This window comes from Sphingobium sp. C100 (assembly GCF_000508185.1).
GTDB lineage: Bacteria > Pseudomonadota > Alphaproteobacteria > Sphingomonadales > Sphingomonadaceae > Sphingobium.
Map to the genome: position 1 here is coordinate 1 of NZ_AYOY01000141.1, position 11,994 is coordinate 11,994.

Genomic DNA, 11,994 nt, shown 5'->3' on the forward strand with positions numbered 1-11,994 from the left:
GGCGGTCGCCTGCGCGCTGGCGAGCGTCGCGAGCGCCTCGTCGCGCGAGGCGCGATAGAGGCGCTGGTCAATCTCATAAAGGGGCTGGCCCGCGCGCACCATGGATCCTTCGGTGAACAGGCGCTTCTTGATGATGCCTGACACCTGGGGGCGGACCTGGGACATCGACGTGGACACGGTGCGGCCCGGCAGTTCGCTCGCCACCGTCACATTCTGGGTCGCCAGCGTCACCACGCCGACCTCCATCGGTCCCTTTTGCGGGGCCTTTTCCTGACTGCAAGCCGCAAGCAGCATCAGCAGGACAATCGGTGCGACCCGAAGGCCGGGGGATCGAAGGGAGGTCGGCATGGGTCGGCGTCAGTCCTTGGCGTCAGCGTTACGGGCCCCTGCGATGCCACCTGAAACGGCAAGGCGGATGATCGGACACACAGAGGGGAGGGGGAGGGGCTGTGCGCAGGCGATCGCGCCTGTTCGTTCGGGTTTTCCGGCCGGAAAGCCGGGAGGGGTCATCGCAAGGGCTCCGCTTTGCGTCGGCGGAGGGAAGCCGACCGGGCTCTCATCGATATTTTACGCGTTACGTCATAGTGGGACTTGTTTTCGGATCGGCTCCGTCTGTTGCGTCAGTGAACCCGCGCGTATCGCTTTGTATCAGCCTGTATCGGCTGTGAAGGGGCGCAGACTTTTGCGATCGCGCGCGGTAGGAGGAGGCCATGGTGGACTCTTCCCTTGGCCGACCGGCCACCGTGCTGGTGGTCGATGACGATGCGGATATTCGCGACCTCATCGTCGGGCAGCTGCATCAGGAAAATTATCGACTGCTGGCCGCGTCAAGCCTGGGCGAACTGCGCCAGATCCTGCGTGATGAAGTGGTGGACCTGATCGTCCTCGACCTCAACCTGCCCGATGGCGATGGCCTGTTGCTTTGCCGCGAGTTGCGGGCGGAGGGCGCGGAAGTCCAGATCATCATGGTGACCGCGCGCAGCAGCGCGATCGACCGGGTGCTGGGGCTGGAGCTGGGGGCGGACGATTATCTGACCAAACCATTCGAGCCGCGCGAGCTGCTGGTGCGGATCCGCAACCTGCTGCGGCGTGGGCGCAGCGAGCGGGCGGCGCGGACGCCGACGATGCGCTATGCCCATTTCGGGCCGTGGCGGCTCGACCTGCAACAGCGGCGTCTGGTTGCGCCCGACGACAGTCTGGTCATGCTCTCATCGGCCGAATTCCGCCTGCTTTGCCGGTTCATAGAGGAACCCAATGTCGTCCTGTCGCGCGAAACGCTGGTGCCGGAGCGGCGGGCGACGGCGGCCTTCGACCGCTCGATCGACCTGCAGGTCAGCCGCCTGCGCCAGAAGCTGGCCACCGCGCCGGGCGGGGACGAATTGATCCTGACGGTGCGGGGCGAAGGCTATGTGCTGGCCAGCGGCGTGGCGCATTCATGATCCGCCCCGTCGCCCGCGTCCGCATCTTTTTCGGCACCATGGCGGGGCAGATTTTCCTCATCCTGACCCTGGGCATGTCGGTTGCGGCGATCATCGCGCTGCTGGTCGCCGAACAGGCGCGGCATCATGATTTTGAGCGGGTGCGCCGGGCGCGCGTCGTGGCCAGCGCGGTCGATATTGCCGACCGGCTGGAGCACGACCCAGCCCGGATCGAGGCGATGATGGCCAATCACAGGATCGTGGGCGCGGCGATGGCGCCCGATGGCGTGGCTCTCAGCGAGACGGACGGGGAGCTGGAAAAGACGCTGGCGGCGCGGTTCGGCAAGGGGTCGGCGCCAGAGGCGGGGCAGGTGCCGACCGGGCTGTGTTTTCCCAGCCGCGGGAACAAGGAACGCGCGGCGGGCGTGCTGGACGCCCCCCGGCCGGACTGCTGGGTCGTCCGCTTCACTGACGCCCGTGGCGCGCGGCGCGCCATGGCGCTGAGTTTCCCGCGTCTGGCAAAGCCGCCCAGCACGATTTTCAACCCGCTCTATCTGCTCGTCATCATCGTCGCCTCGGCGGGGCTCGCGATCCTGGTCGCGCGCTTCGTGTCCAAGCCCTTGCGCCGGCTGGAGCGGGCGGCGGAGGCTTTCTCGCTCTCGCTGGACCCCGAGGAGATACCCGAGCGCGGGCCGGAGGAAGTGCGGGCCGCGCTATCGACCTTCAACCTGATGCAGCGCCGCGCGCGCGCTGGCTTTGCCGAGCGAACGCAGTTGCTGGCCGCGATCAGCCATGATCTTCAAACCCCGCTCACGCGAATGCGTCTGCGGCTGGAACTGGTCGAGAATGAGGAATTGCGCGACCGGCTGCTGGCCGACCATCAGGCGATGCAGACGCTGGTGCGCGAAGGGCTGGACCTTGCCAGCAGCACCGAATCGCGGGAGGAATGGTCGGTCATCGACATCGACTCGCTGTTGGCCAGCATGGCGGAGGATGCCGAGGATCTGGGCGCGCCGGTGCGCTTCGTCAGCGGGTGCGGCGGCACCGTGCGGGTCAAGCCCAACGCGCTGACCCGCTGCATCGCCAATCTGGTCGACAATGCGGTCAAATATGGCGGCGGGGCGGAAATCAGCTGCGCGCGCGCGGGCGGGCGGCTGATGATTTATGTACGCGACTATGGACCTGGCATTCCCGCCGATCAGATCGACCAGATGTTCGAGCCGTTCACGCGCGGCGCCAGCAGCCAGCCAGGCGGGCGTCACGGCACCGGCATCGGCCTCACCATCGCGCGTTCGCTGGCGATGAGTTTCGAAGCGTCGGTGCGCCTGCGCAACGCGCAGGATGGCGGCGTCATCGCGACCGTCGATATGAAGGGCTGATCGTCAGGCTCCGGTGAGCAGGCCCATGCCAACCAGCGCCAGCGCAACGCCAGCGCCGATGCCCAGCCAGCCGGGCCGGTAGCTGAGGCACAGCAGCACCCCTCCGCCGATCAGCGGCAGCAAGCCGATCCAGCTGACCAGGCCCACGCCGCCCTTCCAGTCGGGAAGGATGCTCAGCAGCGAAGCGACGAGCAGGCACCAGCCCGCCGGCGCCAGCAGCGGCGCAACGGCCGCCCGATGCCACGGGCCGGCGAGCGCGCGGCGGTGGCGATCCATGCTGGCGGCCAGCGCGAACAGGCTAAGATAGAGGAGGCCGGCCGTGGCGATCATGCCGTCGCCGCCCGGCGGCGGGCCGGCGCGTTCGCGCTGCGTCGCCGCAACTGGCGCTGGATGACCGGCACCAGCACCAAGGCCGTGCCGAGCAGGAGAAGATTGATCGTCACCATGGTCAGGCCGCCGGCCCAGACCGGCCCCAAAATCGCGGCGCTGGCGCAGGCGAGGGCGAGCATGGCGAGCGTGGCCGGCCGGCCGATCGCCGGCGGCAGCATCAGCCCCGCCAGCACCATCGCTCCGCTGGTCCAGAGCGCCGCCGACACCTCCGCCTCCGCCCGGCTCGCCAGCCCCAGCGGAAGCAGCCGGTTGGCGATGAGGAAGGCGACGGCGCCGGTCGGCACGCCGGTCAGCACGCCGACATTCAGCCGTTCGAGGATGCGATTGCCGATTGACAGCGGCGCGCGTTCGCGCCGCTTGACCACCCACAATATCATACCGGTCGCGATCGCCATGGTCAGCATCGCGCCGCCCAGAAAATAGAGCCAGCGCGTCAGCGACGGCGCGAACCGCGCCATGTGGAGGCCATAGAGGGTCTGGAAGGTGCGGATGCCCGGCCGGGTTTCGGTCCATGCCTTGAGCATCTTCCCCGTGGCGCCGTCAAAGCTGATTTCGCCGGGCATATAGCCGATCGCCTGCTGGTCGGAGGGATAGACCACGACCACCGCCCCCTTGTCGCCGGGGTTGAAGACATAGACACGGCCGACGGGCGCGTCGCCGAAATGGCGCTGCGCGGCAGCAAGCATCGGCGCGATCGGGGCGAGCGGCGCTGCTTCTCCTGTCGCGGCGCGCGACACGGATCCTGGGACGAGATCGGTATACATGGTCGCCACATCGTCGCCATAGCCTGCCGTGATGCCCCACGGCAGGTTGAGCGAGGCCAGCGTCAGCAGCCCGGTAAAGGTGATCATGATGTGGAAGGGCAGGGCCAGCACGCCCAGCGCATTATGGCCGTCCAGCCAGCTGCGTTGCCCCTTGCCCCGGCGGAAGGTGAAGATGTCCTTGAAGATGCGCTTATGGGCGATGACGCCGGTCACCAGCGCCGTCAGCATCATCATCGCCGCAATCGAAGCGAGCAGCCGCCCCCAGGGATAGGGCAATTCCAGTTCGAAATGGAGGCGGTAGAAAAATTCGCCGCCCAGCGTCTCGCGCGCGACCGGCGCGCCGCTGACCGGATCGAGCGCGCGGGTCCGATATTCCCCATCGCTGTCATAGGTCGCCTCGACGCTGTTGTCGCGCCCGTCCGGGGCGGTGAGATACCAGCCGGTCGATGCTTTCGTATTGCGCTCCAGCCATCCCGTCGCGGCGAGGATGGCGTCGGCCGGTGACGCCGTCGCCACGGTTTCGGGACGCATCCAGCGGCCGATTTCAGGTTTGAAGACGGTGAGCGTGCCAGTCAGGCACATGATGAAGAGGATGTGGCCGAGCAGCAACCCGGCCCAGCCATGCAGCCAGGCCATGCACTGGCGCACACCGTCGCGCACCATGGCTCCGGGCGCGCTCATGCCGGCGGCCCCGCGATCCAGGCGCCCAGCGCGAGCAGGCCCGCGACCAGCGCCACGCCCGCCAGCGCGCGCCACGGCCCGCGCGCCAGAAAGGCCCAGATCGTCACCGCAGGCGCCGCCAGATAGGCGATTATGGTGGCGCTCGTGACCGCTTCCACCCGGCTCATCGGCAAGGTGCGGGCCAGCATGGCGGCCGCGAGCGCCGCGACCAGATAGGCGCCGGCCGTGCCCGCCAGCGTGCGCAGCGCGACATTGCCGCGATAGCGCCACCCTGCCTGTCGCCGCTTCGCTCCGGCCGCCATGCGATCAATAATCCACGCTGAGCGTCGCCAGCACGCTGCGCGGCGGCGCATAATAGGCTTGGCCCCACATCAGGCTGTTGAGGTAGCGCGTATTCGTGACGTTGCGGACATTGACGCTGGCGCGGACATGATCGACGACACCGATCCCCGCCAGCAGGTCCAGCACGGCATAGCCCTTCTGCCGATAGGTGCCGACATCGACCGCGCTGCGGATCGCATTCTGCCAGCGAAACTGCGCGCCCAGCTTCAGGTCGTTGAGCTGCGGCACCGCATAGGTGGTCGACAGCTTGAATGTCTGGGTCGGAAGCCAGGTGCGCGTGTCGTTGCCGTCGGCATCCTCGATGTCGAGCCAGGTATAGCCGCCATTGAGCGACCAGTTGTCGGTGATATGCCCTGCAATTTCCAACTCAAAGCCCTTGGAGGTGGTGTCGACGCCACGATAATAGCTATCATTTGCAGCACCTGCACCATCTTCTCCAAAAGTGCCGGCAAATTCGGCCAGATTTTTCTGCTTGCCGCGAAAAATAGCGGCGGTTGCATAGAGCCGGCCGCCCAGCCACTCGCTCTTCACGCCTGCCTCGATGCTGGTGCCCTTCGCCGGATCGAGCCGGACATTGTTCACATCGACCTCGGTCTGCGGATTATAAATGTCGGTATAGCTGGCATAGAGCGAGATATTGGCCGTCAGGTCCGCGACCAGGCCCGCATAGGGGCTGAGCTTGCTGTCCTTGCGATACAGGTCTGTATTGTAGCTGTAGCCGGTCGATTTCAGCCACATGGCGCTGGCGCCGACCACGGCCTTCAGATTATCGGCCAGGTTGATGTGCGCGGCGCCGTAGGCGCGCGTTAGCCGATCTGTGCTGCGTGCGGCAAGATAGGTGGCGGGAAAGCTCGGTTCGGGGATCAGGCCATCGCCCCACTGGCCCACGGCCGGATAGGCGATGGTCGCGCTCGAAAAGCCTTCATATTCCCATCCGTCGCGCTTGGCGGTCGACAGGCCGAAGGACAATTCATGGTCGCGCCCGAACAGGCTGACTGGACCGGAGGCGTAGAAATCGCCCAGATATTGCTTGTAATCGGACGGATAGACCCCCGCCATGCCCGAAACCCCCAGGCCCGTTTCCGGGTCGGGCGCGCCATAGGCGTAGAGCAGCTTCGCATCTTCCTCGAACCTTTTATAGGTGAAGACCCCCTTCAGCGACCAGCCATTGTCGAAGGCATAGGCCAGTTCGGCGAATGCGGTGGTGTCGACCGTGTTCCAATAGGTCCAGTCGGCCGAAGTCGAGGCCGATCGCGGATGATCGATATGTGTGCCGTCGCTATAGACCAGGGGCAATGCCCCCCACAGCACGCCGTCGCTGTTATTTTCCTGCCGGCTGTAGCCGATCGTCGCCTTGAGCTGCGGCGTCACCTGCCAGCGCACCATGCCGCTCATCACGTCGCGATTGTTGCGATTATAGTCGAGATAGGAATCGCGTTCCTGATGGGCATAGGTGACGCGCGCGGCGACCGTGTCGGTGATCGGCACCGAAACATCGCCTTCCGCGCGCCACAAGTCCCAGGAACCAAGCTGCACGCTGCCCTTTGCCTGGAATTGGTCGAGCGGCCGCTTGCGCACATAGTTGATCGTGGCCGACGGGTTGCCGACGCCGGTCAGCAGCGCATTGGCGCCGCGGATCGTTTCCACATTCTCGAACAGCGCGGTGTCGAGGTCGCCGAACTGAATGCCCCAGATCAGCGGCAGGCCGATACCGTCGAGCTGGAAGCTGGTGATGTCGAAACCGCGCGAATTATAATAGGTCCGGTCGGTCTCGACCCGCTCGACATTGATGCCGACCGCCTGCGACAGCAGGTCGTTGATATTGGTGAGCGCGAAATCCTCGATCCGTTCGCGGTCGATGATGCTCACCGACTGCGGGGTCTGGCGCAGGGTCAGCGACAGCCCGGTCGCCGAACTCGTCGTCTGGTTGGCGACGCCGGTAACGATGATGCTCGACTCGTCCGCCGGCGCGGCATCTGCGTCCGCAAGCGGCGCGCCCAGCGCCTGAGCGGCCGGAAACAGGGCGATGGCGCTTGCCAGCAATAGGCGGCGCGAACGGCGATGCATAGGATTCCCCTTATGAGTGCGACTTGCGCGCCCGTTAAAGGAAAATAGGATTGCGAGTCAATCTCATTAGCAAAGACGTGAGGGAATTTCTCAGGGGCCTTCCCCGATCGCGCTGCCGATCATGGCGTTGCTGCCGCGGTCGATCGACCAGAGCAGGCCCGGCTTCACAGGATCCCAGTCGATCGCTTGCCCCGGTGAGGCGAAGCCGATGGTCCGGCGCAGTTCCAGGGTCGATCCCGCCTCGGGCAGCACCAGCTCATAAATTTCCGGCCGGTCATGCCCGGCGACATAGAGGCGACCGTCCTTGCTCCAGCTCATGCCCGAACAGCTTTTGGGCGCGAACCGGGCGAGCACTGCGGCGGGAAAGATCCAGGCCGCTTCCTGCCTGAACTGGTCGTCCATCCGCACCAGCAGCGTATGGTGATAGTCACGGCCGGGCTCGCCGCCCTTGCCTTCATAATTGGCGAAGACCGCCCACCATTTGCCGGCATGGCGGTCCATCACCGTGAGCGAGCCGGGACCAAGCCCCAGGCTGACGGTGCGCACGTGTCGCAGCGTCTTGGTGTCGAAAAACTCGACCGCGCTGGTCTGCGGCACGGCTGGATAGTTGGACGCGGCGCAAACCAGTTCGCGGCCGGCCACCGTGCAACTGTTCATATGCGGGAACAGCCTTCGCTCGCCCTGCCAACTCGCGATCCTCTGGCCGTCGGCGATGCGATATTTGCCGATCCGGTCATTATCGATCGCATAGACATGCGTGCCGTCAGACGCGACCCCCTGATGCGCTTCGGTCGCGGCGATGCGGGCGATGACGGGGGCGGGCGGCGGGGACGGCGCGTCGGCCATGTCCTGGGCCACGGCGACCACGCCAAAGCTCATGCTCGCGCCAAGGATGAGGATGGAGGTCAGGCGACCGGTCATGCTGCTGCTCCCGTCATGAAGCGGGGAGCGATAAGCGGCGAAGGCTACAGAAAAATGGCAGTCACAGCGCCAGGCTGGCGGACAGGAGCAGACTGCGCGCCTGATCCTGCGCGCGTAATCCGACGGGCGCGGCGGTCGCGCTGAAGCTGCTGCTCGCCAGCCGATCGGGATCGGCGAGCCGCAGGCCGGTCGTCAAGCCCGGTGTGACCGGCGGCTGGTAGGCGATCGCGGCGGACAGGCGCAGCGAGCGGCCGCCATCCTCGCCCGGCAGCAGGAGCGCCGGGGCGCTGACATGCGCCGCGCGCAAGCTGGCGCGCCATGGCCCCGCCTGCCATCGCCCTTCGGCGGCCACTTGCTGTTCCTGAGCCGCGTCGCCGCCCAGCCGGTCGATGCGGGCAAGGGCATAGCGCAGCGAGCAACTGATCGTCGGCGTCAGCCGCTGCGTCGCCATGATCGCGCCGCCCTGCACGTCGGCCGAGCCACGATTGGCGGGCAGCGCGCCGCCGTCGGCGAACAACATCCGGTCGTCCAGTCGGCCGCCAAAGAAATCAAGGCCCAGGCGCAGGCCGGGCGTGGCCGTCCATTCGGCGCCGACCCGCATCCGGCGATGGCGTTCGGGTCGCAATGCCGCCTGAAGCCGCCGGAAATCCTCCCGCGCCAGGCCGAGCGGGCCGCTCATGCCGACATCGGCATAGGCGAACATCGTCTCGTCATAGGATGCCTGGAGCAGCAAATCGTCCCGCGCCGACCACAGCAGCGCCGCATGGGGCTGGAACCAGTCCTTGGCGCGCAGATTGGCGTTGCTGTAGGCGGCCGTCACATTGGCGTTGCGATTGCTATATTTGGCGCCCGACCAGCCCAGGCGCAGGCTGGTGCGGTTGTCGACGGGCAGCAGGCTTTCGATCTGGACCGCGCGAATGCGGGTGCGCGAAACATGGCTGGCCAATGGCATGGCGGCGATAAGGCCGCTGGCGCGCTGCTGCGAAAATTGCAGCGTCTGGCGCGCCACGCTGATCGCGATCGCCGCTTCGTCCCGTTCGGGCGGCGCGTCGGTGAAGCCACGCGGCGTGGATCGGGGCACCGGCATGTCGCCCGCGCGCAGAGCCGTGAGCCGCACGGCCGGTTTCAGCGCGAAACGGGCTGTCTGGTCGATCGAATGGATTTGCGCCTGCGCCGCGGGGCAAAGGCAGGGCAGCAGCGCCAGGCCGGTGATCCAGCGTTTCATGGCCGGGCCTCCCCGTTCAACGCCGCCAGCCGGATGCCGCCATCCCCCGGTCGGTCGCCCGGCCTGTAGGTCAGCACATAGCCATAATGGTCGGATAGCGGCGCGCCGTCCTCTTCGCTGCCAAAAGGCACGCTCGCCTGCGCGACCTTCAGCGGTCGGCCATGCCCATCGCGGGCGAACAGCCAGTCCTTGGCGCGTTCGACGGCGTGGCCCAGATCACCGCGACTTTGCGCCGATACCGCCTGCGCGCGACGAGCGCCGCCCAGTTCGGGCGCGATGAAATCCATCTTCGCCTCGGCCCAGTGCCCGAAAAAGGCGTCATGACGTGCGGCATCATGGCCGATATTCATGTCCCCGCCCAGGATCAGCGGCTCGCCGTCGGGCACTCGCGCCTGCACGAACTCCGTCAACAGACCGACCTGCCTGTCATATGCGTGCTGCGACCGTGCGACCGGCACACCGGCCGCCTTGCGCGCGTTGAGGTGGGTGTTGACCACATTCACCGGCCGGGAAAGGCCCGGCACCGCCAGCCGCACGATCAGCGCGCCCTTGTTCGCCAGGCAATCGAAACCCGCGCAGGCGAAGGCGGGAAAGGCCATGCGCGCCTGGTTCAGGATCGGATAGTCGGACAGGATCATCAGGCCGCTGCCGAACCGCTTGCCCAGCCCTTCGCCCCGGTCCCAGCGTCCCTGCGCCAGATAGGCGCGGTCGGTTGCCAGGGCGGACGGCGCGCCGTGCAAGGATGCGTCGGGGCCAGTAGCGACATGGGCATAGCCAGCGCGGCGCGCGATCGCGGCCGCTTCTGGCGTGAAGGCTTCCTGCAACAGGACGATATGTGGTTGCCGCCCCGCATGGCGCAGGGCCGCGAGCCGTTCGCCGATCCGGTCCAGCGCGTCCGGGCGTCCCCACGCGACCGGCCAGGGCAGGCCCTGGACATTATAGGTCATCACGCTCAGGCGATCATCGGCCGGTGCGGCGATGGCCGGGCCTTCAAAGGCGGCACGGGCTACCGGGCGACCGCCGGTCGAAACCGTCGCCACCATGATCGTCAGGCTCGCGAACACTAATGTGCGCAGTGATTTGAGCATGATCAGAACCCCCAAGCGCCTATATGGCGGCGCTGTGAGTCATGGGTGCGAAAGTAAAGCGGCAGGGGTGTGAAAGTTCAGGGTCGGCCAGAGTCATGGAAAAGACCCCGGCCTGTCATCTATTCCAAGTTGTTATTCAGTTCTCCAAATCTTTCCAGCCACTTATGAAGGCATGGGCAGCCTCATCCACTTGCTGTGCCGTGGCGCCGGGCTTGTAGAGCGCCGAACCCAGGCCGAAACCATTGGCGCCCGCTTGTGCCCAGGGCGCCATATTGCCCGGATTGATGCCGCCCACCACCAATATGGGCAGATCCTTGGGCAGCACGGCGCGCTGGGCCTTGAGCACTGCTGGACCGGCGGCTTCGGCGGGAAACAGCTTGAGTGCGCTGGCCCCCGACTGCACCGCCGCGAAGCCTTCTGTGGGGGTAAAATAGCCGGGCATGGAAATCATGCCGGCCTGCGCGGTCGCGGCGATGACGGACGGGTCGCTGTTGGGCGAAATGATGAGCTGCCCGCCGACGGCCTGCACCTGCGCGACCTGCGCGCGGGTCAGCACCGTGCCCGCGCCGACCAGCGCCTGTCCGCCGAACCGGCGCGCCAGCCGCTCGATACTGTCCAGCGGGTCGGGCGAGTTCATCGGCACTTCGATCAGGGTGAAGCCGGCCGAGACCAGCGCGTCGCCGACCGCCTCCACCTCGTCCGGGCGGATGCCGCGCAGGATCGCGACCAGCGGGCAGCGGGCAAAGGCGGTGGCGAAATCGAGACTCATGGCAGATACTCCCAAAGGCGCGTGGCGCCCGCAATGAAGGCGGCGTGGCTGTCGACCAGCAGCGTTTCGCCGCCCAGTTCCGCAATTGCGCGGCCATAGAGCGCCCCCAGCGCCGGGTCGGCGAGCAGATGGACCATGCCTGCGCCGGCATGAGCGGCGCAATCGGCGCCGATCAGCAGCCCGCTGACGAAGGCCGCCGCCTCGGCACGGTCGCGCAGGCCAAGCAGGCCGGCGGGGCGGACGCCGAACAGGGATGCGAGCAGGTCGCCGCGCGCGCCTTCGCGCACGCCCTGCGCAAAGGCGTCGCCGGGCGCAACCTCGCCGGTCATGTCCTGGCCGATCAGCGCATGCGCCTTGAGCAGCGCGAACATCTCGCCGGTCATGGCCGTGACAAAGGCGGACAGCGCGCCATCCTTCATCCACGCCCATTTGCAATGGGTGCCAGGCTGGCAGAGAAGGGCATCGGCCGGGGCGAGGCCAGCGGCGATCGCGCCCAGCAACTGGACCTCCTCGCCGCGCATCACGTCGCCGCGGCCATCGGCGACATGGCGCACGCCCGGAACGATCCGCACGCCATCCATCGGTTCCACGACGGCGGCGGCGATGGTCTCGAGTGTCGCCGTGGTCGGGACATAGCCGGCATCCACCCAGCCCCGGTTGGACCCGACCATGCCGGCCAGCAGCAGCGGCGCGCCGTCATGGCGATCGCGCAGCCGCGCGACTTCTGCGGCAAAGCCGCCGGGCGGCACCGCCGTCACGCCCAGCGAATCGCGCTCGGTAGCGACCACGACGCCATGGTCGATGCGGTAGGCGCGACGGTTGGTCGTGCCCCAGTCGATGGCGATGAAACTATGCTGCCCCATAAATTGTCCGAGTATATCGCGGCCTTCGATTTGGCAACCGCTCAGCTTTCGACGGGCCTTCGTTCAGGACCGGGCAAGTCAAGGCGC

General features: G+C 66.9%; 11 protein-coding genes and 1 pseudogene. 2 read left to right on the forward strand and 10 right to left on the reverse strand.

Going from position 1 to position 11,994, the window contains the following annotated elements; all coding sequences use genetic code 11:
* A pseudogene (locus tag C100_RS0124590) lies at positions 1-348 on the reverse strand (biotin/lipoyl-binding protein); the annotation flags it as partial.
* A 362-nt stretch (positions 349-710) separates the two neighbouring features.
* Between C100_RS0124590 and C100_RS35085 the strand changes: the two are divergent.
* Together C100_RS35085 and C100_RS35090 are read left to right on the forward strand one after the other, a co-directional pair.
* On the forward strand, positions 711-1,439 hold the full coding sequence (locus C100_RS35085) for a response regulator (RefSeq protein WP_024019726.1): 729 nt from the start codon (positions 711-713) through the stop codon (positions 1,437-1,439).
* Complete coding sequence (locus C100_RS35090) at positions 1,436-2,797, forward strand: ATP-binding protein (protein WP_024019727.1); 1,362 nt, start codon at positions 1,436-1,438, stop codon at positions 2,795-2,797. Before C100_RS35085 ends, C100_RS35090 begins: the two co-directional genes overlap by 4 nt.
* Before the next feature lie 3 nt (positions 2,798-2,800).
* On the opposite strand, the gene C100_RS35095 is transcribed toward C100_RS35090, so the two are convergent.
* The 9 genes from C100_RS35095 to C100_RS35130 form a co-directional block, all read right to left on the reverse strand.
* Positions 2,801-3,127, reverse strand: coding sequence for a DUF3325 domain-containing protein (locus C100_RS35095; protein ID WP_024019728.1), 327 nt, complete (start codon positions 3,125-3,127; stop codon positions 2,801-2,803).
* On the reverse strand, positions 3,124-4,632 hold the full coding sequence (locus tag C100_RS35100) for a PepSY-associated TM helix domain-containing protein (protein ID WP_024019729.1): 1,509 nt from the start codon (positions 4,630-4,632) through the stop codon (positions 3,124-3,126). Before C100_RS35100 ends, C100_RS35095 begins: the two co-directional genes overlap by 4 nt.
* Complete coding sequence (locus tag C100_RS35105; RefSeq protein ID WP_024019730.1) at positions 4,629-4,934, reverse strand: hypothetical protein; 306 nt, start codon at positions 4,932-4,934, stop codon at positions 4,629-4,631. The genes C100_RS35100 and C100_RS35105 overlap by 4 nt, the downstream gene beginning before the upstream one ends.
* A gap of 4 nt (positions 4,935-4,938) precedes the next feature.
* The gene (locus C100_RS35110; protein WP_024019731.1) at positions 4,939-7,041 is read right to left on the reverse strand and encodes a TonB-dependent siderophore receptor; all 2,103 of its coding nucleotides are present in this window, start codon (positions 7,039-7,041) and stop codon (positions 4,939-4,941) included.
* 90 nt (positions 7,042-7,131) lie between these two features.
* Positions 7,132-7,962 (reverse strand): hypothetical protein, encoded by an 831-nt coding sequence (locus C100_RS35115; protein WP_024019732.1) that lies wholly within the window; start codon positions 7,960-7,962, stop codon positions 7,132-7,134.
* Positions 7,963-8,023: 61 nt separating this feature from the next.
* On the reverse strand, positions 8,024-9,187 hold the full coding sequence (locus C100_RS0124595; RefSeq protein WP_024019733.1) for a TonB-dependent receptor domain-containing protein: 1,164 nt from the start codon (positions 9,185-9,187) through the stop codon (positions 8,024-8,026).
* On the reverse strand, positions 9,184-10,275 hold the full coding sequence (locus C100_RS35120; RefSeq protein WP_031309368.1) for a sphingomyelin phosphodiesterase: 1,092 nt from the start codon (positions 10,273-10,275) through the stop codon (positions 9,184-9,186). The genes C100_RS0124595 and C100_RS35120 overlap by 4 nt, the downstream gene beginning before the upstream one ends.
* Before the next feature lie 136 nt (positions 10,276-10,411).
* Positions 10,412-11,044, reverse strand: a complete 633-nt coding sequence (locus C100_RS35125; protein ID WP_024019735.1) for a 2-dehydro-3-deoxy-6-phosphogalactonate aldolase — start codon at positions 11,042-11,044, stop codon at positions 10,412-10,414.
* Positions 11,041-11,907 (reverse strand): 2-dehydro-3-deoxygalactonokinase, encoded by an 867-nt coding sequence (locus tag C100_RS35130; RefSeq protein WP_024019736.1) that lies wholly within the window; start codon positions 11,905-11,907, stop codon positions 11,041-11,043. The genes C100_RS35125 and C100_RS35130 overlap by 4 nt, the downstream gene beginning before the upstream one ends.
* Positions 11,908-11,994 lie beyond the last annotated feature (87 nt).

Excerpts from the sequence above, each read along its gene's own strand:
- C100_RS35110 (WP_024019731.1), bottom strand. The coding sequence starts at position 7,041 with ATGCATCGCCGTTCGCGCCGCCTATTGCTGGCAAGCGCCATCGCCCTG.
- C100_RS35085 (WP_024019726.1), top strand. The coding sequence starts at position 711 with ATGGTGGACTCTTCCCTTGGCCGACCGGCCACCGTGCTGGTGGTCGAT.
- C100_RS35130 (WP_024019736.1), bottom strand. The coding sequence starts at position 11,907 with ATGGGGCAGCATAGTTTCATCGCCATCGACTGGGGCACGACCAACCGT.
- C100_RS35120 (WP_031309368.1), bottom strand. The coding sequence starts at position 10,275 with ATGCTCAAATCACTGCGCACATTAGTGTTCGCGAGCCTGACGATCATG.
- C100_RS0124595 (WP_024019733.1), bottom strand. The coding sequence starts at position 9,187 with ATGAAACGCTGGATCACCGGCCTGGCGCTGCTGCCCTGCCTTTGCCCC.
- C100_RS35125 (WP_024019735.1), bottom strand. The coding sequence starts at position 11,044 with ATGAGTCTCGATTTCGCCACCGCCTTTGCCCGCTGCCCGCTGGTCGCG.
- C100_RS35105 (WP_024019730.1), bottom strand. The coding sequence starts at position 4,934 with ATGGCGGCCGGAGCGAAGCGGCGACAGGCAGGGTGGCGCTATCGCGGC.
- C100_RS35095 (WP_024019728.1), bottom strand. The coding sequence starts at position 3,127 with ATGATCGCCACGGCCGGCCTCCTCTATCTTAGCCTGTTCGCGCTGGCC.
- C100_RS35090 (WP_024019727.1), top strand. The coding sequence starts at position 1,436 with ATGATCCGCCCCGTCGCCCGCGTCCGCATCTTTTTCGGCACCATGGCG.
- C100_RS35115 (WP_024019732.1), bottom strand. The coding sequence starts at position 7,962 with ATGACCGGTCGCCTGACCTCCATCCTCATCCTTGGCGCGAGCATGAGC.
- C100_RS35100 (WP_024019729.1), bottom strand. The coding sequence starts at position 4,632 with ATGAGCGCGCCCGGAGCCATGGTGCGCGACGGTGTGCGCCAGTGCATG.